Origin of the sequence: Rhizobium sp. TRM96647 (assembly GCF_025780115.1) — a bacterium.
GTDB lineage: Bacteria > Pseudomonadota > Alphaproteobacteria > Rhizobiales > Rhizobiaceae > Mycoplana.
This window is the reverse complement of sequence record NZ_JAOXHF010000001.1, coordinates 501,762-522,837: the sequence shown is the minus strand read 5'-3', so window position 1 is coordinate 522,837 and position 21,076 is coordinate 501,762. Positions and strand designations below refer to the sequence as shown.

The 21,076-nt window shown below is 64.6% G+C and carries 20 protein-coding genes; 12 read left to right on the top strand and 8 right to left on the bottom strand.

From position 1 onward, the window contains the following. The 3 genes from OCK02_RS02375 (at position 1) to mmsB (ending at position 3,710) form a co-directional block, all read left to right on the top strand. The gene (locus OCK02_RS02375) at positions 1-984 is read left to right on the top strand and encodes a branched-chain amino acid ABC transporter permease (RefSeq protein ID WP_230806418.1); all 984 of its coding nucleotides are present in this window, start codon (positions 1-3) and stop codon (positions 982-984) included. A gap of 170 nt (positions 985-1,154) precedes the next feature. Beyond that, entirely contained in the window at positions 1,155-2,747 is a 1,593-nt protein-coding gene (locus OCK02_RS02370) for a GMC family oxidoreductase (protein ID WP_263811634.1), read from the top strand. Positions 2,748-2,828: 81 nt separating this feature from the next. After that, positions 2,829-3,710, top strand: a complete 882-nt coding sequence (mmsB, locus tag OCK02_RS02365) for a 3-hydroxyisobutyrate dehydrogenase (protein ID WP_263811633.1) — start codon at positions 2,829-2,831, stop codon at positions 3,708-3,710. 102 nt (positions 3,711-3,812) lie between these two features. Here mmsB and OCK02_RS02360 read toward each other — a convergent pair whose 3' ends face one another. Continuing rightward, on the bottom strand, positions 3,813-5,126 hold the full coding sequence (locus OCK02_RS02360) for a glutamine synthetase family protein (protein ID WP_263811632.1): 1,314 nt from the start codon (positions 5,124-5,126) through the stop codon (positions 3,813-3,815). Then, positions 5,116-6,018: a MurR/RpiR family transcriptional regulator gene (locus tag OCK02_RS02355; RefSeq protein ID WP_230806414.1), complete on the bottom strand. Its 903-nt coding sequence runs from the start codon at positions 6,016-6,018 to the stop codon at positions 5,116-5,118. The genes OCK02_RS02360 and OCK02_RS02355 overlap by 11 nt, the downstream gene beginning before the upstream one ends. A gap of 156 nt (positions 6,019-6,174) precedes the next feature. On the opposite strand from OCK02_RS02355, the gene OCK02_RS02350 reads away from it, so the two are divergent. The 9 genes from OCK02_RS02350 (at position 6,175) to OCK02_RS02310 (ending at position 14,425) form a co-directional block, all read left to right on the top strand. Continuing rightward, positions 6,175-6,981: an N-formylglutamate amidohydrolase gene (locus OCK02_RS02350; protein ID WP_263811631.1), complete on the top strand. Its 807-nt coding sequence runs from the start codon at positions 6,175-6,177 to the stop codon at positions 6,979-6,981. After that, positions 6,981-7,631 (top strand): isochorismatase family cysteine hydrolase, encoded by a 651-nt coding sequence (locus OCK02_RS02345; RefSeq protein WP_263811630.1) that lies wholly within the window; start codon positions 6,981-6,983, stop codon positions 7,629-7,631. The genes OCK02_RS02350 and OCK02_RS02345 overlap by 1 nt, the downstream gene beginning before the upstream one ends. A gap of 124 nt (positions 7,632-7,755) precedes the next feature. Next, entirely contained in the window at positions 7,756-8,925 is a 1,170-nt protein-coding gene (locus OCK02_RS02340; RefSeq protein WP_263811629.1) for an ABC transporter substrate-binding protein, read from the top strand. 139 nt (positions 8,926-9,064) lie between these two features. Beyond that, positions 9,065-9,799, top strand: coding sequence for an ABC transporter ATP-binding protein (locus tag OCK02_RS02335; RefSeq protein WP_263811628.1), 735 nt, complete (start codon positions 9,065-9,067; stop codon positions 9,797-9,799). Beyond that, the gene (locus OCK02_RS02330; RefSeq protein ID WP_263811627.1) at positions 9,792-10,499 is read left to right on the top strand and encodes an ABC transporter ATP-binding protein; all 708 of its coding nucleotides are present in this window, start codon (positions 9,792-9,794) and stop codon (positions 10,497-10,499) included. Before OCK02_RS02335 ends, OCK02_RS02330 begins: the two co-directional genes overlap by 8 nt. 3 nt (positions 10,500-10,502) lie before the next feature. Beyond that, the gene (locus OCK02_RS02325) at positions 10,503-11,393 is read left to right on the top strand and encodes a branched-chain amino acid ABC transporter permease (protein WP_263811626.1); all 891 of its coding nucleotides are present in this window, start codon (positions 10,503-10,505) and stop codon (positions 11,391-11,393) included. An 11-nt stretch (positions 11,394-11,404) separates the two neighbouring features. Then, positions 11,405-12,433: a branched-chain amino acid ABC transporter permease gene (locus OCK02_RS02320; protein WP_263811625.1), complete on the top strand. Its 1,029-nt coding sequence runs from the start codon at positions 11,405-11,407 to the stop codon at positions 12,431-12,433. Continuing rightward, positions 12,430-13,098, top strand: a complete 669-nt coding sequence (locus OCK02_RS02315; RefSeq protein WP_263811624.1) for a cysteine hydrolase family protein — start codon at positions 12,430-12,432, stop codon at positions 13,096-13,098. The genes OCK02_RS02320 and OCK02_RS02315 overlap by 4 nt, the downstream gene beginning before the upstream one ends. Before the next feature lie 13 nt (positions 13,099-13,111). Further along, positions 13,112-14,425: an aspartate aminotransferase family protein gene (locus tag OCK02_RS02310; RefSeq protein ID WP_263811623.1), complete on the top strand. Its 1,314-nt coding sequence runs from the start codon at positions 13,112-13,114 to the stop codon at positions 14,423-14,425. Between the two features lie 54 nt (positions 14,426-14,479). Here OCK02_RS02310 and OCK02_RS02305 read toward each other — a convergent pair whose 3' ends face one another. Genes OCK02_RS02305 through OCK02_RS02280 form a run of 6 tightly spaced genes read right to left on the bottom strand, consistent with a single transcriptional unit; the run spans position 14,480 to position 21,023 of the window. Beyond that, entirely contained in the window at positions 14,480-15,157 is a 678-nt protein-coding gene (locus OCK02_RS02305) for an RraA family protein (protein WP_263811622.1), read from the bottom strand. A gap of 7 nt (positions 15,158-15,164) precedes the next feature. Beyond that, positions 15,165-16,181: a hydroxyacid dehydrogenase gene (locus tag OCK02_RS02300; RefSeq protein WP_263811621.1), complete on the bottom strand. Its 1,017-nt coding sequence runs from the start codon at positions 16,179-16,181 to the stop codon at positions 15,165-15,167. Next, positions 16,178-17,026 (bottom strand): HpcH/HpaI aldolase/citrate lyase family protein, encoded by an 849-nt coding sequence (locus tag OCK02_RS02295; RefSeq protein WP_263811620.1) that lies wholly within the window; start codon positions 17,024-17,026, stop codon positions 16,178-16,180. The genes OCK02_RS02300 and OCK02_RS02295 overlap by 4 nt, the downstream gene beginning before the upstream one ends. After that, a complete protein-coding gene (locus OCK02_RS02290) occupies positions 17,023-18,228 on the bottom strand; it encodes a CaiB/BaiF CoA transferase family protein (protein ID WP_263811619.1) in 1,206 nt (401 codons plus the stop codon). Before OCK02_RS02290 ends, OCK02_RS02295 begins: the two co-directional genes overlap by 4 nt. A 7-nt stretch (positions 18,229-18,235) precedes the next feature. Then, positions 18,236-19,312, bottom strand: coding sequence for an ABC transporter ATP-binding protein (locus OCK02_RS02285; RefSeq protein WP_263811618.1), 1,077 nt, complete (start codon positions 19,310-19,312; stop codon positions 18,236-18,238). Next, entirely contained in the window at positions 19,305-21,023 is a 1,719-nt protein-coding gene (locus OCK02_RS02280) for an ABC transporter permease (protein WP_263811617.1), read from the bottom strand. The genes OCK02_RS02285 and OCK02_RS02280 overlap by 8 nt, the downstream gene beginning before the upstream one ends. Between the last annotated feature and the right edge of the window lie 53 nt (positions 21,024-21,076).

The following is a 21,076-nucleotide window of genomic DNA, read 5'->3' as shown; positions in this document are numbered from 1 at the left end:
ATGGCGGAGCTTTCGGAGAAAATGGCGACCAACGTTCAGACGGAACGGAATGCCTCCGCGGTCCAGATCGGCTTGCTGGTCGTGGCGGTCGGTTGCCTTGCCGCAGCGCCGCTGTTCCTCTACCCGATCTTCCTGATGAAGCTCCTGTGCTTCGCGCTGTTCGCATGCGCCTTCAACCTGCTGCTCGGCTATACCGGGCTGCTCTCCTTCGGCCACGCCACCTTCTTCGGCGGGGCGGCCTACTTCACCGCCCATGCGGTGAAGGAGTGGGGCGTCACCCCCGAGATCGGTATCCTGATCGGCGTTGCGGGCGCTTCATTGCTCGGCCTCGTGGTCGGGTTCTTCGCCATCCGCCGGCAGGGCATCTACTTCGCCATGATCACGCTGGCGCTCGGGCAGATGTTCTATTTCTTCTGCCTGCAGGCCGGGTTCACCCACGGTGAGGACGGCATCCAGTCGGTACCGCGCGGGCATCTGTTCGGCGTGATCGACCTGAACCAGCCGACCAACATGTACTATTTCGTGCTGGCCGTCTTCCTGATCGGCATCGCGATCATCTGGCGCTTCATCAATTCCCCCTTCGGCATGATCCTGAAGTCGATCCGCGAGAACGAGCAGCGCGCGATCTCGCTCGGCTACTCGGTTCGCAATTACAAGCTCGGCGCCTTCGTCATGTCGGCGGCGCTGACGGGCCTTGCCGGCGGCGTCAAGGCGCTGGTGTTCCAGTTCGCCACGCTCACCGATGTCGGCTGGCAGATGTCGGGCGAGGTGATCCTGATGACGCTGCTCGGTGGCATCGGAACGCTGATCGGTCCGATCGTCGGCGCCGGGCTGGTGGTGACGCTGCAGAACTACCTGGCGACGTCCGATTTCCCGGTCACGATCATCACCGGCATCGTCTTCATGGCCTGCGTGCTGCTCTTCCGCCGCGGTATCGTCGGCGAATTCTACGCCTCGAAGCTCGGCAAGAAGCTCGGCTTCTAGAACCATCGGGTCGCGCCCGGCACGCATCCGGGCGCGACGCAAGACCTGCGCCGGTGCCGCCGGCGCAGGACGGCAGGGTGCCGGAGGCCGGTTCCCACCACAGCAAGGAACGGAGATACCGGCCTGCGAGCCCATGCGGCTTGCGGGAGAGGTCTCGCTCGGAGTTCGACATGGAACAGTTCGACTACATCGTCGTGGGCGCCGGCAGCGCCGGCTGCGTTCTGGCCAACCGGTTGTCGGCGGATCGCGCCAATCGCGTGCTGCTGCTGGAAGCCGGCGGAAGCGACAACTATCACTGGATCCACATCCCGGTCGGCTATCTCTACTGCATCAACAACCCGCGCACCGACTGGTGCTTCTCCACCGAGAAGGAAGCCGGCCTCAACGGCAGGGCGCTGAACTATCCACGCGGCAAGGTGCTTGGCGGCTGCTCCTCGATCAACGGCATGATCTACATGCGCGGCCAGTCGCGCGACTACGACCTGTGGCGCCAGCTCGGCTGCACCGGCTGGGGCTGGGACGACGTGCTGCCGTTCTTCCGGAAATCGGAAGACTTCTACAAGGGCACGAGCGACCAGCATGGCGAAGGCGGCGAGTGGCGCGTGGAGAAGGCGCGCGTGCGCTGGGCCGTGCTCGACGCCTTCCAGAAGGCGGCAGGCGAGGCCGGCATTCCCGAGACCGAGGACTTCAACCGCGGCGACAACGAAGGGTCCGGCTATTTCGACGTCAACCAGCGCTCGGGCGTTCGCTGGAACACATCGAAAGCCTTCCTCAAGCCGGCGCGCAACCGGCCGAACCTGACCGTGCTGACCAAGGCGCAGGCTCGCCGCCTGATCGTCGAAAACGGCGAGGTCAGGGGCGTCGAGTTCCAGCACGACGGTGTTGCGAAGAGGGCGTATGCCGCGCGCGAGACCGTGCTTGCCGCCGGCGCGATCGGTTCCCCGCACCTGCTCGAACTCTCCGGCATCGGCCGTGGCGACGTCCTGAAGAACGCCGGCATCGGGGTCGTCAAGGAGGTCGCCGGCGTCGGTGAGAACCTGCAGGACCACCTGCAGCTTCGGCTCATCTACAAGGTCACCGGCGTGCCGACGCTGAACGAGAAGGCGAGCACGCTGTTCGGCAAGGCGTCGATCGGTCTCGAGTATCTCCTGAGGCGGTCCGGCCCGATGGCGATGGCGCCGAGCCAGCTCGGCATCTTCACCCGCTCGGGACCGGACAGGGAGACGCCGGACCTGCAGTATCACATCCAGCCGGTGTCGCTGGAGAAGTTCGGCGAGGGCGTCCATCCCTTCCCGGCGATGACCGCGAGCGTGTGCAACCTGCGCCCCGACAGCCGCGGTTCGGTGCATGTCAAGGGTCCCGACTTTGCGCTGCAGCCGCAGATCCGCCCCAACTACCTCAGCGAGCAGAGCGACCGGGACGTGGCCGTCAAGGCCATCCGCCTGACCCGTCGCATCGTCGAGCAACCCGCCTTCGCGCGCTTCAAGCCGGTCGAGTACAAGCCGGGTCCCTCCTTCGAGAGCGATGCGGACCTCGAAAAGGCCGCGGGCGACATCGGCACGACGATCTTCCATCCGACCGGCACCTGCCGGATGGGCGGCGACCCGGAAAGCGTCGTCGATCCGCAATTGAAGCTGCGGGCGCTGGGCCGGCTGCGCATCGCCGATGCCTCCGTCATGCCCCGCATCACCTCCGGCAACACCAATTCGCCGACGATCATGATCGCGGAAAAGGCCGCCGCCATGATCCTGGCGGAGCGGTAACCACAAATTCGCAGGCGGCAATGCAGGCCGGTCGCGCACCGCCTGCGCCGCAATCAGCCACATCGCATGAGGACAGTCAGCATGGCACAGGTCGCATTCATCGGATTGGGCAACATGGGCGGCCCGATGGCCGCAAATCTTGTCAAGGCGGGCCACGGAGTCGCCGGGTTCGACCTTTCGCAAGCCTCGCTCGCAGCCGCCGCACAAGCCGGCGTCGGCACGTTTGCCACCCTGGCCGAGGCCGTGAACGGAGCGGAGGCCGTGATCACCATGCTGCCGAAAGGCGAGCACGTCGTTGCCGTCTGGGAAAATCTCGCAGGCCTGGTTCCCGCCGGAACGCTCCTGATCGACTGCTCGACGGTGGATGTGGAAAGCGCGCGCAAGGCACATTCCATTGCGCAGACGGTCGGGTGCATCTCACTGGACGCGCCGGTTTCCGGCGGCACGGGCGGGGCTGCGGCCGGCACGCTCACCTTCATGGCCGGCGGCACCGACAGGGCATTCGCCCGCGCCAGACCGTTTCTGGAGGCGATGGGCAAAAGGATCGTCCATTGCGGAGCAGACGGCGCCGGCCAGGCGGCGAAGATCTGCAACAACATGATCCTCGGCATCTCGATGATCGCCGTCGGCGAGGCCTTCGCGCTGGGCGAAAAGCTCGGCCTGTCGCACCAGGCGCTGTTCGATGTGGCTTCCACGTCCTCCGGCCAGTGCTGGTCGCTGACGTCCTATTGCCCGGTCCCCGGCCCGGTCCCCGCCTCGCCCGCCAATAATGGCTACAAGCCCGGTTTCGCCGCGGCCCTGATGCTGAAGGACCTGAAGCTCTCGCAGGAAGCCGCCGCCGCCAGCGGCGCCTCGACCCCGCTGGGCGCCGCGGCCGCGGCGCTCTATGAGGCCTTCGAGAACACAGGAAGCGGCGAGCGCGACTTCTCCGCCATCATCGAAATGCTGCGCGGATCACGCTGACCTTCATCGGTCCGGTTTGGTGTCGGTTTCAAGGTGAACCAATGGCGCCCTGCAAGGTGAATATCGGGATCCTCCTCGCCCAGACGGCCCTGACGACGCATCTCAATAAGCGCTCTCATAGGCAGCGCAGATCTCCGCCTGGGTCTTGCCGGCCAGATAGGCGATCTCGCCCTCCTTGTGCTTTACGTAGACGTCGGCGAAGCCTTCCGGGAACCACCCGCACACCGTTGCATTATTCCTGAAGCGCTGGAGCGCCGCTTCCAGCGTTTGCGGCAGGCGGACGTAGCCGCGGGCGGCAAGGGCCTCTGTGCCCAATAGAGACAGGTCCTCCTGCGTTGCTTCCGGCACCGGCAGCCCCTCCTCGATGCCCTGCACGCCGGCATGAACGATCGCGGCGAGGGCCAGGTGCGGGTTTGCGGCGCCGTCGGCGGCGCGGAACTCGAAATTGAACTGGTCGGCACAGGCGATATCGCTGATATCGGAGACGGGGCAGATGCGGACCGAAGCCTCGCGATCGCGGAAGCCGAGATTGTTGAAGGCGGCACTCCAGCGATGCGGGGTGAGACGCAGGTAGGAGACGACGCTCGGCGCGGTGACGGCGATGATCGAATCGAGGTATTTCAGGATGCCGGCGACGAATTTTCCCGCGACGTCCGAAAGTCCATGTTGGCCGCTCGGATCGTAGGTGACGGCCTTGCCCGTTGAATCCAGCATGCTCATGTGCACGTGCACGCCGTTGCCTACGCCGGCCGGATCACGGATCGGCGTGAAGGTCGGATCGTAGCCAAGCTCGCGGGCGACGAGGCCGACGAGTTCGCGGGTGATCAGCGAATGATCCGCGATGGTGACGCCCTTCTGCGGCCCCATCGTCACTTCGAACTGGCCGGCGCCGAACTCCTTCAGGATCGTGTCGGGCGTCACGCCCGCTTCCCGCATCGCCGCGATGATCGCCTCGCAGAAGTGCCGCTCTTCCTGGAAGCCGCCGAGCGTGAAGGCCTTGCCGACCTCGGAGACGAGGTGCTTGATCTGGAACTCGTGCTCGAACGCGCCGTAGAGCGTGACGCCCGCCACCCTTTGCAGGCGTTCGAGGGCGGCCTCGAGGATGGAGCGCGTGCAGAACTCCCAGGGCCGACCGTCGGTATAGCGTATATTGCCAAGCACGAAGTTCTCATTCGGCGCTCCCTCCTCGCTTTCGATGCTGACGCGGGTCGCGGGATCGGGGATGAGCACGAGATCGCCGAGCGAGCCGAAGGGGCTTTCGGCGATGTTATCGAAGCAGGTGATCTGCACATTGGTCGGCGTCCAGCCGACGCCGCGCTTCAGGCGCTTGTCCATCTGCGCCAGCGGAAAGGCCTTGCCGCGCACCTTGCCCGAAAGGTCGCCGCAGCAGGCGACCATCATTTCCTCACGTTTCATCGGCGTCCCCGTTGATCCTGTCCTGGTCGTAGCCCGGCATCTCGAAGCGGATGCCGTCCCAATCGTTGATGCGCTTTTGCGTCGCTTCCCAGTCGGCCTCGGAGACACGCACGATCAGTGCCTCGACGAGCGCCATGGCGGCGGCCACCGTATCCCAGGCCGTGCCGGCGTCGATCGGCAGCGCGACGATATGATCGGCACTGCGGGCGGCCGGCGACATCCACTTGTCGGTCACGACGACGATCGTCGCGCCGCGCCTCTCGGCAATCGTCTCGGCAAGGCGCGCGAGGCTGAGCTGGTAGCGCCGGAAGTCGAACAGGAGCACGACATCCTTCCTGCGCATGCGCAGCACGTGCTCCGGCCAGAATTCCGGGTTGTCGGCCATGTGGTAGATACCGCTGCGGATCTGCCTCAAATGGATCGACAGAAACGAGGCGACATTGTCGCTGACGCGTCCGCCGAGCAGGAAGATGTTGCGGGCAGGATCGGCGAGGAGGTCGGCCAGGATGTCGAATTGCGCCTGCGAGACCGTCGCCGTCATTTCCTGCATGACGGCGGAAACGCGCGCCACATATTCCGACAGGAATTCGGAATGGCCGACCGGCTTCTGGCTGGACTTGAGGTCGAGCGGCGAACGCTGGCCTTCCTTCAGTTCGGCGATCAACTGACGCTGCAGGTCCTGGAAGCCGCCGCAGCCGATCTTGCTGACGAAACGGGTGATGGAGGGCGCACTGACGCCGGTCTTGGCGGCCAGCTCCTGGATGTTTTCGAGGCCCGTGAAGGGATAGTCGGCCAGGATGGCGTTGGCGATCTTGCGCTCGCTGGCGGTCAGTGACGCCGCAGCCTCGCGGATCCTCGTTCGGACCGTCGCCGGTGATTTCCCATCGCTCATTGGCGTTCGTTCCCCTGGTTGACCGGATATTTGCGCCATGAAAAAAATTAGTCAAACGGAAATATCGGATTGACTATGATTGAAAAATTTCTTTGACTGATCGCCATCGAAGCCCGCGCCGCCGGCCCGTGCCGGATCGCTTGACGGATCCCTTTCATGCTCAGGTTCGCAGATCGCGACACGACCAGATTGCTGCAGGCGGGCGACCCGGATCCCGTGGAGCGGATCAATTCCGCCGGCGCCTCCGGCATCTTCCTCACCTGCGAGCATGCCGGCCGCGCCGTACCTGCAGCGCTTGGCGATCTGGGCGTGTCACCCGCCGATATGGACCGGCACATCGCCTATGACGTCGGCGCCGAAGGCGTCGCCCGGGGCCTCTCAGAGCGTCTCGACGCCGCGCTCGTCCTTCAGCGCTACAGCCGCCTCGTCATCGATTGCAACCGCCCGCTCGAGGCGAAGGACTGCGTCGTCCGGGAGAGCGACGGCACCGTGGTCCCGGCGAATGCGGACGTATCCGACCGCGAGCGGCGGAGCCGGTTCGTGGAGATCCACCAGCCGCTGCACGAGGCGATCGCCGTCGCGCTCGACCAGCGGCGGGCCGCCGGCAAGCCGTCCCTTCTCGTCTCGGTGCACAGTTTCACGCCGATCATGCGCGCAACGGGTGCCGTGCGCGATTTCGAACTCGGCCTTCTCTACAACCACGACGCCCGCCTTGCCGAACGGCTGGCGGAAACGTTCCGGGCGGCCAATCCCGGTGTCGCCGTGAAGCTCAACGCGCCGTACCATGTCGACGACGTCTCCGACTTCACGATCCCGGTGCATGGCGAGCGTCGCGGCATTCCGCATGTGCTCGTGGAAGTGCGCAACGACCTCATCAACGACGCCCGCGGGCAACAGGAATGGGCGGACCGCCTCGCCGGCCCCCTCCGGCTTGCGGCAGACAGCTTCGAAGGAAACGCCTGATGGCCGCTGACCATCTGACCACCCGCGACGTGCCGCTCGATCCGGCGGCCTCCGCCATCCTCTTCATCGACGTGCAGAATTTTTCCGTGCGCCGCGAGGGCGGGGAGTTCAAGGACGTTTCCGACGCGGAGATCGCGGGCAAGTACGGATACTACTTCAAGCGCATCCGCGAGGTGGCGATCCCGAACATGCAGCGCCTGCTCGACGGCTTCCGCAAGGCCGGCATCGAGGTGCTGCACACGACGATCGAGAGCCTGACCAGGGACGGCCGCGACCGCAGCCTCGACTACAAGATCACCGGCTTCAACGTGCCGAAGGGCTCCTGGGACGGCAAGGTGATCGACGAGCTGGAGCCGCTGGAAGACGAGATCGTCTTCCCGAAGAGCTCGTCCAGCGTCTTCGTCTCCACCCATATCGACTACATCCTGCGCAATCTCGGCGTAAAACAACTCGTACTGTGTGGACTTCTGACCGACCAGTGCGTGGAATCGGCGGTGCGGGACGCCTGCGACCTCAACTACCTCGTGACGCTCGTGCCGGATGCTTGCGGCACCTATTCCGAGGAGCGGCACAACACCTCGCTCAGCGCGATCAAGGGCTATTGCCGGCAGGTCTCGACCGACGATCTCCTGAAGGAAATCGGGCAGTAGGGCTGCCCGGCACGAACCAACGGGACGGAAACAAGGAGCATTTCAAGGCGGGCCGCAGAACAAGACAAAAAGGCCGGACCGCTCATCCATCTAACGCCGAACGGCATCACTAAGGGGAACGACCATGAGAAAAACCTCCAAACTGCTTCTGGCTGCGGGCCTCGCGCTCGCCTCCTCCGCGGCCTTTGCCGATGACGAGAAGATCGTGATCGGCGGCGCGCTCTCGATGACGGGCATCCAGGCCCCGCTCGACACGCCCGGCTACAACGGCGCCCAGGTTGCGGTGAAATATCTCAACGACAATGGCGGGGTCCTCGGCAAGCAGGTCGAGTTCATCAACATCGACGGCAAGTCCGATCCGGTGACGGTCGGCAACGTCGCCGTCGAACTGATCGACAAGGGCGCACAGGTCATCGTGGCGCCCTGCGACTTCGACTTCGGCTCTCCGGCAAGCCGGGAGGCACAGTCGGCCGATATCGTCGGCATCTCGACCTGCGCTTCGGACCCGCTCTATTCTTCCTGGTCGCTCGGCGACAAGCAGTTCACGCTCTCCATGTGGAACACCACGATGGGTGCGACGGCGGCCGACTTCGCGGTGAAGGAAAAGGGCTGGAAGACGGCCTATGTCGTCACCGACCAGTTCATCGCCTACACCAAGTCGCTGTCGAAATATTTCGTCGAACAGTTCAAGGCGGATGGCGGCGAGATCCTGCTGGAAGACACCTACACGAACGGCGACAACAACTTCTCCGCCCAGCTCGCGCGTCTCCAGGCGCTCGGCAAGAAGCCGGACGTGATCTTCGTCTCGTCCTATGGCCAGGATATCGGCATGATCATCCGCGCCCTGCGCGAGGTCGGTTACGATGCGCCCGTTCTCGGCGGCGATGCCTACGACGACCCGGCCATGCACGAAACGCTCGGCGAGAAATTCGGCAACGACGTCTATTTCGTCACGCATACCTGGATGGGTCCGGAGGCGCACCCGGACATGCCCAAGTTCATCGAACTCTATACCACCATGCACGGCAAGGCGCCTGACACGTCGTTCGTCTCGACCGGGTGGGACACGATCATGCTGATTGCCGAGGCGATCAAGGCGGCCGGCTCGACCGACGGCGCAGCCGTGGCGAAGGCGCTGGAAGACGGCCAGTTCAAGCTCCTGACCGGTGAGCTCGACTACGGCACCGCGGAAGAAGGCCATGTGCCGAACAAGGCGGCGGCCGTGATCGAACTCAAGGGCGGCAAGCCGAGCTTCGTCGGATGGCGCAAGCCGGAATCCCTTCCGAAGCCCTGATCGGGCATCACGGGCTGACGGCGCTCATGAACCCTTTGAATCGGGACCGATTTGAAGACAGGATGACGCGCGAAGCAAATGCTCCATCGCCACGTCGTTGGTGGCGGTGGAGCGCCGACCTATCACCTTCGGAAAAGCCATGCCTGAAACGCGTCTCGCGGTAAACGACGTATCGGTGGAATTCACCGGCCTCCGCGCCCTCGACCATGTGTCGCTCTCCCTCTCGACCGGGGAAGTCGTCGGCCTCATCGGACCGAATGGCTCCGGCAAGACGACGCTCATCAACGCCATCACCGGCCAGGTGAAGCTCTCGACCGGCACGATCACTGCCGGCGATACGATGCTGTCCGGCCTCTCGCCGCGCCAGATCGCGCTGGCCGGCGTCAGTCGCTCCTTCCAGATCGTGCGCCTCTTCAACGCGATGACGGTGCTGGAGAACGTCGAGGCCGCCGCGCTGGCGAAAGGGACGTCCCGCGCTGTGGCCACCGGGCGTGCAAAGAACCTTCTGGCCGAACTCGGTCTTTCGGCCAAGGCGGACGAGCTGGGCGAAAGCCTCAGCTACGGCGACAAGCGTCGTGTCGAGATCGCCCGGGCGCTCGCCGCCGAGCCGCGCTTCCTGCTGCTCGACGAGCCGGCCGCCGGCATGAACGACGCGGAAACGGAAGCCTTGCTGCACACGCTGTCCGAGCTGCCGAAGACGCGCGGTCTCGGCCTTCTCATCATCGACCACGACATGGGCCTCATCATGCGCCTCTGCCACCGGCTGCACGTACTCGCCTCCGGCCGCACCATCGCGGAAGGCGACGCCGCCCATGTGCGCGGCCATCCGGCCGTCATCGAGGCCTATCTCGGCAAGGGGGCGGCCCATGCTTGAGATCACCGGCCTCTCCATCAACTACGGTGCGATCCGCGCCGTGCGCGGCGTCAGCTTCTCCGTCGGCAAGGGCGAACTGGTGAGCCTGCTCGGCGCGAACGGCGCGGGCAAGTCCTCGACCATCAAGTGCATCGCCGGCGCCCTGAAGGCGGCCGAAGGTTCGATCTTGCTCGAAGGCCGGGACATCACCGCGTCCAGTCCCGAACAGGTCATCCGCGCCGGCCTTGCCACCGTACCGGAAACCCGCGACGTCTTCCCGGACCTGACGGTCGCCGAAAACCTCATGCTCGGCGCCTATATCCACCGCCGCGACCAGGCCGGAAACCGGGAGAACCTCGAAAAGCTGCACACGCTCTTTCCGCGCCTTGCAGAACGCTCGACCCAGCCAGCCGGCACGCTGTCGGGCGGCGAGCAGCAGATGCTCGTGATCGCCCGTGCGCTGATGGCGCGTCCACGCGTGCTGCTCCTCGACGAGCCCTCGCTCGGCCTTGCCCCCGCCATCGTCGAGCGCATCTTCGAGATGATCGAGACGCTGAAGAAATCCGGCCTCACCATCCTGCTCGTCGAGCAGAACGTGAACCAGGCGCTGGCCGTCGCCGATCGCGCCTATGTCATGCGGCTCGGCGCCGTCGTCGCATCCGGCACCGCCGAGGAGATCCGCTCGACCAGCGATCTCAGCGCGCACTATCTGGGAGGCTGATCCATGGCTTTCGCGATCCAGTTCGTCATCGACGTCCTCAGCCTCGGCGGCGCCTATGCGCTGATGGCGCTCGGCCTCGTCATCATCTACGGCATTCTGCGCCTCGTGAACTTCGCCTATGGCGAACTCATCATGGTCGCCGGCTACACCATGTACCTTTCCAGCGGCTCGGGCCTGCCCTGGCTTGTCATGGCCGTTCTCGCCGTCGGCATGGCAGTGCTCTTCGGCATCCTCACCGACTACGCCGCCTTCCGTCCGGTGCGCGCAAAATCGGTGACGGCGGTGCTGATCACCTCCTTCGCCTTCTCCAATCTCCTGCAGAACGCGGCGCTGCTCTTCATTTCGCCGCGCCCGCGCAACGTGCCGCTGCCGGAGATCTTCTCGCAGACCGTCTCGATCGGCGGCGCGATCACGCCGGTGCGCAACCTCATCACCATCGCCGCCTCCATCGTGCTCCTTGCCGCCGTCGCCTTTCTGATGCGCAAGACGACGCTCGGCATCGCCATGCGTGCGGCTGCGACCAACTTCACCATGGCCCGCATGCTCGGCGTGCCGGCGAACCTCATCATCTCGTCTGCCTTCGCGCTCTCCGGCTTCCTTGCCGGCGTCGTCGGCATCCTGTGGATCGGGCGCATCGGCACGGTCGTGCCGGGCATCGGCCTGGAGCCGCTGCTTGTCGCCTTCATCGCCACCGTGATCGGCGGCATGCGGAGCCTGCCCGGCGCCGTCGTCGGCGGTTTCCTGCTGGCGCTCATCGATACGACGCTCAACTACACCCTGTCGCAGGACCTCCTGAAGTTTCGCGACGCCTTCACCTTCAGCCTCGTCATCCTGATCCTGCTCTGGCGCCCGGAAGGCCTCATCAAGGGCCCGGCGAGCGGACAACGGACCTGAGGAGAGCGCCCATGAAACACGCCTATCTCACAGCCCTCATCCTCATCGCCGTCGTCGCCGCAATCGCCGTCGGAAGCCAGGTGCTCGGCATCCGCCTCTACGACCGTATCGCCACCAACCTGCTGATCTCGCTGGTGCTCGTCGTCGGCCTGCAGACCTTCATGGGCAATTCGGGGCTGCTGTCCTTCGCCCATATCGGCTTCATGGGGCTCGGGGCCTATACATCCGCCGTATTGACCATTCCGGCGCAGATGAAGGGCATGGCGCTACCGGACCTCTATGAATTCATGACGGTCCTGGAGGTCTCGCCGCTTCTGGCCATGCTGGCGGCGGGCGTCGTGGCTGCGCTCGTGGCGGCCGTCGTCGCCTATCCGCTGATGCGGCTGTCGGATGCCGCGGCCGTCATCACCTCCTTCGCGCTGCTGGTCGTCCTCTATACCGTGATGAACAACTGGAGCGCCCTCACCAACGGCCCGCGCACGCTCTTCGGCCTGCCGAAGACGACGGACATGCCGATCGCAGCCGTCGTTGCGGCCGTCGTGATCGTCATTGCGCTCCTCTTCAAGGAATCGCGTACCGGCAAGCTCCTGCGCGCCTCCCGCGAGGACGAGGTGGCGGCCGCGGCGCTCGGCGCGAACATCCCGCATCTGCGCTGGCGCGCCTTCATCCTCGCCGCCTTCATCGCCGGCGTCGGCGGGGCGCTGTGGGGGCATTTCATCACCTCGTTTGCGCCAAAGGCCTTCTATCTGAAGGAGACCTTCCTCATCATCACCATGCTGGTGATCGGCGGGGCGAATACGGTGACGGGCGCCGTTGCCGGCACCATCCTCGTCACCTTCGCCTATGAGGGCCTGCGCGGCACCGAAGGCGCGCTGAACGCCACCGCCATCGGCGCCGGACAGGTCATCGGCCTCACCGAGATCGTGCTGGCGCTTGCCATGATCGCGGTGATGATCGTCAAGCCCGGCGGTCTGTTCCCCAACCGCGAGATCGGCCACATCCTCACCCGCACCCGCCGCAAGAAGGAGATTGTTTCGTGAGCTGGAAGACCGCCTACCGTTCCTTCTACTATGCCAATGCAGAGGCGCCGGACGACATCGTCCTCGATCCGGAAACCACGGCGCTGCTCGTCATCGATATCCAGAACACCTATCTCGATCCGAAGGACACGGCAGAGGAAACCGCCCGCTGGCAGCCCTTCTACGAGCGCATGCGCAAAACGGTGATCCCGAACACGGCGCGTCTGATCGAGGAATGCCGCAAGCGCAAGGTGGAGGTCATCTTCGCCCGCATCGCCTGCCTGAAGCCGGATGGGCGCGACCGGTCGCTGAGCCAGAAGAAGCCGGGCTTCAACTACCTGCTTTTGCCGAAGGAGCTGCCGGAAGGCCAGGTGGTGCCCGAGCTCGAGCCGCGCGCCGACGAGATCGTCATCACCAAGACGACCGACAGCGCCCTGACCGGGACGAACCTGCGCCTCATCCTTCACAACATGGGCATCAAGGACGTCATCTGCTGCGGCATCTTCACCGACCAGTGCGTCTCCTCCACCGTGCGCAGCCTCGCCGACGAGAGTTTCGGGGTCGTGGTGGTGGACGATTGCGGTGCGGCGGCAACGGATGAGCTGCACAGGCGGGAACTGGAGATCATCAACATGATCTACTGCCATGTCGTCCAGCTCGACGAGGTTGTGACCTTCTTCAAGTAGCGAGGATAGCCCCATGTCCGGCCTCTACGCCCGCGAAAGCCGATCGGTCTCGAAAATGGCGCACCTGCGGTTCTTTCCGCAGGCGGTCGTCGGCGGCAGCGGCGCGTATCTGATCGGCGACGACGGGCGAAGGCTCCTCGATTTCGCCGCCTCTTGGGGGGCGGCGAGCCTCGGCCATTCGCATCCCGCCATCCGCGAGGCGGTGAACCGCGCGCTCTCCGACCAGGCGGGCGCCAGCTATCTCTCCTCCGCGAACGAGCCCTGCGTACTGCTTGCCGAAAAGCTGCTGTCCCTCGTGCCGGAGCGCGCCCGCGGCCGCGTCTGGTTCGGCCATTCCGGCTCGGACGCCAACGAGACCGTTGCCCGCATGGTTGTCGCCGCCACCGGCCGGCCGCGCATCCTCGCCTTCCATGGCGCCTATCACGGCGGCACCGTCGGCTCCATGGCCGTCTCCGGCCATCCGGCGCAACAGGGCACGCGAGCCGCCGGTCTGACGCTCGTGCCCTATCCGAACAGCTACGCCGCCGGCAGCCCCGAGGCGGCAAAGGACGCGACCCTCACCCATCTGGAGAACCTCTTCGAGACGGAGATTCCGCCGCGGGAGGTCGCCGCCTTCTTCATCGAGCCGATCCAGTCGGACGGCGGCATGCTGGTGCCGCCGGACGGGTTCTTCGAGGCAGTGGAAGCGCTCTGCCGCCAGCACGGCATCCTCATCGTCTCGGACGAGGTGAAGGTCGGCCTCGGCCGCAGCGGGCGCTTCAACGCCTTCGAGCATTGCGGCATCGAGCCTGACATCGTCGTCTTCGGCAAGGGCCTCGGCGGCGGCCTGCCGATCTCCGCGGTGGTCGGGCCGGAGGCGGTCATGAACCACGCCGTCGCCTTCTCGCTGCAAACCGTGCACGGCAACCCCGTCTGTGCGGCCGCGGCCCTCGCTGTCCTGCAGACCATCGAGCGCGACCATCTTGTCGCCAATGCAGAGAGGGTCGGACGTGTGCTGCGCACGGCGCTCGACCGGCTTTCGCCGTGCCATCCCCTGATTGGAAACGTGCGTGGCCGCGGCCTTGCCGTCGGTGTCGAGCTTGTGGCGGATCATTCCAGCCGCGAACCGGCTGCCCGCCAGGCGGCCCTCACCGTCTACCGCGCCTTCCAGCTGGGCCTTGTGCTCTACTATGTCGGCATCAATTCCAACGTGCTGGAATTCACGCCGCCGCTGACATTGACGGAAAGCCAGGCCCTCGAGGGAGCCGCCATCCTCGACGAGGCCCTCACCGATGTCGCCGGAGGGCGGGTCGACGAGAGCCTGCTCATGGACTTTGCAGGCTGGTGACGCTCGCCTTGGTCCGGCGACCACCGATCGTCCGCCGAAGCACCCACACGCTCTCTATGCTATGAATTCGCAGCCTGCGTCACGGAGTGCCTTGTCGACCCATTCGCGGTTGACCGTACCGGCTTCCGTCTCGGCCATCTGCTTCGTTTCGGCCTCGTGTTTCTTGGCAGCTGCCTTGAAGATGTCCGCAGCATCCGCTCTCGGCACGCAGACGACGCCGTCGAGGTCGCCGAGGATCAGGTCGCCCGGTTCGATCACCGTGCCGTTGATCGCGATTGGCAGTCCGATTTCGCCAGGTCCGGTGCGATAGGGGCCGCGATGGGTCACGCCGCAGGCAAAGACCGGGACATTGCGCTCCAGGAAGGCTTCCGCGTCGCGGATGGCACCATTCATGACGAAACCGGCAACGCCACGACGGATCGCATGCGCGAGCATCAGCTCGCCCATCAGCGAATTCGTCGTTTCGCCGGCAGCGTCGATGACGATCACGTCGCCGGGCTGCGCCATGTCGATGGCCTTGTGCAGCATCAAATTGTCGCCGGGGCGGCTTCGGACCGTCAGCGCCGGGCCGGCGAGATTGCCTGACCTGTGCATCGGCCTGAGGCCGGTGCCAAGCGCGCAGATGCGCGACATGGAATCGCTGACATTCGCGACCGGGAGGCTGCGGAAAGCCTCCACCTGCGCCGATTCGATACGATCCCAGTTCAGTTTGACACGAAATCCGTAAGTCATGGAAACCTCAGGCAGAAAGTTCGGTTGGACGGGCAATCGAGCGTTCATCCGGCGCATTGCCGTCGAGAACGCTGATGATGTGCTGAGCGGCGATGACCGCCATCGCATCAGCGGAACCGTAGGTCACGCCACCGATATGCGGTGTTGCGATCAGCGTGCCGAGTGCCCAGAGCGGGCTGTCGGCCGGCGGCGGCTCGGTGGAAAAGCTGTCGAGTGCGGCTCCTGCCACCGTGCCTGCGGCCAACGCTTCGGCAAGCGCCATCTCGTTGATGATGCCGCCGCGTGCCGTGTTCACCAGCACCGCGGACTTCTTCATCAGACCAAGGCGGCGGGCATCGATCAGATCGCGGGTTGCCGACGTCAGCGGGCAATGGATACTCAGCACGTCGAGCGCGGGCAGCATGGCATCGATGTCATCTGCCGAGGCAAAACCGTCGGCTTCTGCTGCACCGGACGCGAAAGGATCGTGGACGACGACCTCCATGCCCAGCGCTTCCGCCATGCGGGCCGTCTCCCGGCCGATCCCGCCATAGCCGATCAGGCCGATCGTGGCCCCGAGGAAATCCTTGCCGGTGAAGGTCGGCTTCGGCCACTCGCCGCTTTTCACCGCCCGGTCGAGCGGCAGCACATCCTTTATCAGGCTGAGCGCCAGGGCAATCGTGTGTTCGGCGACCGCGCGGGAGTTCGAGCCCATCGCCCGCAGTACCGGAATGCCGAGCCTGGCGGCGGCCGCGATATCGACATTGTCGACGCCGACGCCATGCTTGGCGATAACCTTGAGGTTGGGCGAGGCTGCGATGACTTCTTGATCGATGCGACCCTGGCGTACCATCAGTCCGTCGATCTTCAGGTCGGCTGCGCGTTTTGCCACGACCTCGGACGGATCGTAGGGCGGCGAGAAGAACACGTCGATGTCATGCTCGTTCAATAGCCGGATCGCCTTTTCGGCAATCTTGTTATGGCTCACGAGGATGCGACGACCACGCTTTCCGTGATCGGCCCCCTGGATGATGTCATGGGTCATGAAGTGACCCCTCCCTTCTCAAATCGTGATAGGAGGTTTTGGGCGCGCGTCACGATCGGCGCATCGACGAACCTGCCGTCCAGCATGAAGGCCCCACGTCCGGAAGCGGCTTCCTGTTCGCTGGCAGCAACAACCTTCCGTGCCCAGGAAAGCTCTTCCGGGGTCGGAGCGAAACATTCGTTGAGAATCGGCACGACGGACGGATGGATGCAGGTTGCTCCGTCGAAACCGAAATCGCGCGCTTCCAGAGCGGCCGCCCGAAGCGCCTCCTTGTCGGCGAAATCGACCGTGGTCCTCAGCATGCCGAAAGAAAGCACACCGGCTTCCTTGGCGGCATAGTGGATCATCAGCTTGGGATAACGCAGCACCTCCGGCGTGGGCTTCGCCCCCATCGCCGTCGCCAGATCCTCGCCACCGGATGTCAGCGCAAATACACGCGGACCATGGGCGATGGCGCGAACCTCGAACAGGCCCTTCATGTCCTCAATCAGCGGCACGAAGCCGATGGGTGCCCGATCTCTTTCATGAGGCAGCAGGCTTTCGGCCAGGCGGGCGAGAATATCCGCGCTATCGACCTTCGGGATGTAGAGCCCGTCCGCGCCGGCGACGGTCGCCGCTATGGCATCGTCGACAAGACGTTCCGACTGGTTGACGCGCACGAAAACCTGGCAGCCGCTCTGCCGGATTGCCGGCACCCATTTCGCAAGTCCCTCGCGAGCCTCGGTCTTGGCGGTTTCCGGTACGGCATCTTCCAGATCGATGATGACGACATCGGCTCCGCGCTGTCCCGCCTTTTCCAGAAAGCGAGGCGCATTGCCCGGTACATAGAGAAGTGACGAGATCATTCGTCGCCCTCCAGGTCGTCGGGCGTCAGGCCGACTTCCGCCAGGATCGCCGCGGTCTGCGCGCCGACATCAGGCGCCGGATGGCGGAAGACGCCGGGTGTCGCAGAAAAGCGCGGAAAGATGTTGTGCTGGGGAATGCTGCCGAGATCGGCATCCTCGACTTCGACGACGATTTCTCGCTCGGCAAAATGCGGGTCAGTACTGATATCGGCGATGTCATAGACAGGGCCGACGGTCGCGCCGGCAGCACGCATGGCTGAAAGGGCTTCGTCACGGGTGCGGGTGACAAACCACGCCCCAAGCGCCGCATCAACCAGTTCGCGATGCTTGACGCGTTCGACATTGGTCGAAAACCGTGGATCGTCCTTCATGTCCGGCCGACCGACAATGTCGAAGATCCGCATCGCGATCACCTGGGTCGACCCGGAGAGCGCGACATGTTTTCCGTCGCTGCAGAGGTAGACATTGCGCGGCGAAACCGTGTTGGAACCGGAGCCGGACCTCTGCTTGACCTTGCCGGTGACATGATAGATCGATGCTTCCGGCCCGAGGGATGCAAAGATCGGCTCCAGCAGCGACAGGTCGATCACCTGGCCCGTGGCATCGCCGCGCTCGCGGGCAAACAGTGCCATCATCACCGCATTGGCGCCGGTCAGACCCGAGATCATGTCGGCCAGCGCCAGTGGCGGCAGCACCGGTTCGCGATCCGGGAAACCGGTGCGCGAGGCAAAGCCGCTCATCGCCTCGACCAGCGTGCCGAAGCCCGGCAGCCTGGCATAAGGCCCGGTCTGGCCGAAACCGGAAATCCGCACGATGACAAGCCGCGGGTTGAGCTCCAGCAGGCTGTCCGGCGAAAGGCCCATTTCCTCGAGTGTGCCCGGGCGGAAATTCTCGATGAAGACGTCCGCCTTCTCGAGCAGCTTCTTCAGGGCCGCCAGCGCCTTCGGCCGGCGCAGGTTCAGCGCGATCGAGCGCTTGTTTCGGCCGTAGGTCTTCCAGTGCAGGGAATGGCCGTTGTCACGCCATTCCCTGAGAGCGTCGCCCTGTGGGGGCTCGATCTTGATGACGTCGGCCCCGAAGTCACCGAGCTGCAAGGACAGCATGTTGCCGGCCACCACGCGGCTCAGGTCAACGACGCGGATGCCATGCAGCGGGCCTTTCTGTTCCGGTTGGAAGCGAACGGTTCTCTTCTGCTCTGCCATGGGTCTCTCAATTCGCGCCGGGCTTGTCGGGGAAGACTGCGCAGTGCTGCTGGGGAACATGCACGAGGATGCTGTCCTCCTTCAGCTCTGCCGGCGTCTGGATACGGAAATTGACCGCGCCGGAGCGCACCGCATACTGCCAGACCGAGCCGAGATAGGTGCGCTGCTCGATCTGGACCCGCAGCGTGTTCGGACCGGCCTCGCCGGCGAGTTCGATCTTCTCCGGGCGAATGGCGACGACGACGCTACCATTCTTTCCGGCCGGACCTGGCGGAGTAACGATCTCGCTGCCGTCGGCAAGGCGGATACGTGCCTTGTCCGTACCGCTCTCGATCACCGTGCCGTCGAAGAAGTTGGACGAGCCGATAAAGTCGGCGACAAAACTGTCGGCTGGCTGTTCGTAGATCTCGCGCGGGGTTCCGAGCTGACGCATCCGGCCCATGCTCATCACTGCGATCCGGTCGGAAACAGCAAGTGCCTCGGCCTGGTCGTGCGTGACATAAATGGTGGTGACATTGAGCCGTTCCTGCAGTTCGCGCAGCCAGACACGGGCGCGTTCGCGCAGTTTCGCATCGAGGTTCGACAGCGGCTCGTCGAGGAGCAGGAGCGGTGGGCGATAGACGAGCGCCCGGGCGAGTGCCACGCGCTGCTGCTGGCCACCAGAAAGTTCGAACGGATAGCGATCCGCATAGGGAAGCATCTCGACGAGGCCAAGCGCTTCCTTGATGCGCTCGTCTCGCTCAGCCCGGCCGATCTTTCGAAGCGTCAGCGGGAAAGCCAGGTTCTCCGCCACCGTCTTGTGTGGCCACAGCGCATAGGACTGGAAGACGAGACCAATATTGCGCTTCTCCGGCGGCACCGTGTTGTTCGGGTTGCCGTCGAACAGCACCCGGTCGCCGATGCGGATCGTGCCTGATGTGGCGTGGTTCAGGCCGGCGACCGCAAAGAGAGAGGTGGACTTGCCGCAGCCGGACGGACCGAGCAGCGTCAGGAATTCGCCCGACGCGACATGGATGTTGAGATTGTCGACGGCGGTGACGGCACCGTACTTGATCGTGAGGTTCTGAAGGACGAGATCAGCCATAGATTTTGGCTCCCATGACGCGGCGAGCGAGGATGACGAAAGCAGCGGTAATGACGACTTGGATGGTTGCGAGGGCGGAGACCGGGCCGTTGTCACCTTGGGCGACAAGCTGCAGCATGGTGGTGCCGATGATTTCGGATCCGGGCTGGTAGAGGAAAGCCGCCGTCACGTACTCCTTGAAGAAGTGGATGAAAAGCAACGCATAGCAACTGAAGAGCGCGGGCTTCAGGATCGGGACGATGATACGCGTCACCGTCGTCCACCAGTCGGCACCGGAGATGCGCGCACCGCGATCGAGCTCCTCGCCGACCTGGGCGAGCGCTGGCGCGATGGCACCGAAACCAACCGGGATGTAGCGGATCATGAAGGCAAGGATCAGCACGACGATTGTGCCGCGAATGACATCCGCTCCGGGCAGCCAGATCACGGCGTAGAAGAAGCCGAGACCGGCGATGATGCCCGGCAACGAGCGCGGGAAGAGCGCGATGTATTCGAGCGCGCGGCTGTGGCGGAAGTCCGAGCGGCGGGCGACGAGCGCAATCACCAGGATGAAGAACGTGCCGATCGCCGCACCGATCGTTGCCACCAGGACGGAGTTGACGATCGAGCGGACGTAGTTGGCCGAGCCCAGCACATGCTCGAAATTGGCAGTCGTCAGCACCTTCCAGAAGGGAATGAGCGGGGTCAGGAAGCTGACCGCCGAGCGCATGAAGATGCCGCCGAAGATCGAGATGATCGTCAGGAAGGCAAACGCGAAGACGAACAGGAATGCCGGCCAGCGCCAGGCGCCGAGATCGAGTGTCGATGGACGGCTCGCCTTGCCGCGCACGGTGACGAAACGCCCAGCACCTTTCATCAGGAAGCCCTGAAGCCAGACGAGGACGGCGACGACGATCAGGAGAATGACGGCGGCGGCGCCGACAATGCCGTATTCCGGCCGTACGGCGGCATTGATGCCGGCGTTGTAGAGGAAGGTCGTGACCGTCTGGATGCCGGACGGGCCGCCGAAGAGCAACGGAATGGCCAGCATCTCGATACCGACGACGAAGTTCAGCACGGCCGAATAGATGATCGCAGGACGGATCATCGGAATGGTGACAGAGAACAGCGCCCGGAAAGGGCCGGCACCGGTGGAACGCGCCGCATCTTCGAGCAGCGGGTCGGCCTTGGTGACGGCTGCGAGACACATGAGATAGGTCAGCGGCGCCTGGCTAAGGCCTGCGACGACGCCCATGCCGGTGACGCTGTAGAGGTTCCACGGTGCGCCACCGAGATAGGTTTTGGCGGCAAGCGTCATGAAGCCCGACGGGCCGTACATTGTAAACCAGCCGAACGCGATGACGAGGTTCGAGACAAACAGCGGCCAGATAAAGATTTCGCCCAGCCACTTGCGGCCCGGCAGATTGGTGCGCCCGACGAGAACCGCCATGACGGCTCCGAAGATCTGGGCCACGACCATCGTCAGCGCGCCGAAGTAGAGCGTATTGAAGAACACGCCACCCATACCCGGTTCGCTGAACAGGCGGCCGAAATTGCCTAGCGTGAGGACCGCGGTGTCGTCGTAGAGCGGCTTGTCGAGGAAGGCCTGGAAGATGATCGGGGTGATCGGGCCGAATACGAGGATCGTCGTCAGCGCCGCAACGCCCCAGTAGATCGCACGCGATCGGTCTATCCCCCGTCCGGTCGTACCGGCGTGGCTGATATCCGTCATCGAATTTTCCTGTCAGGTTTGGTGGGAGGGCCGGCCGGAGGGGTGTCGTCCGG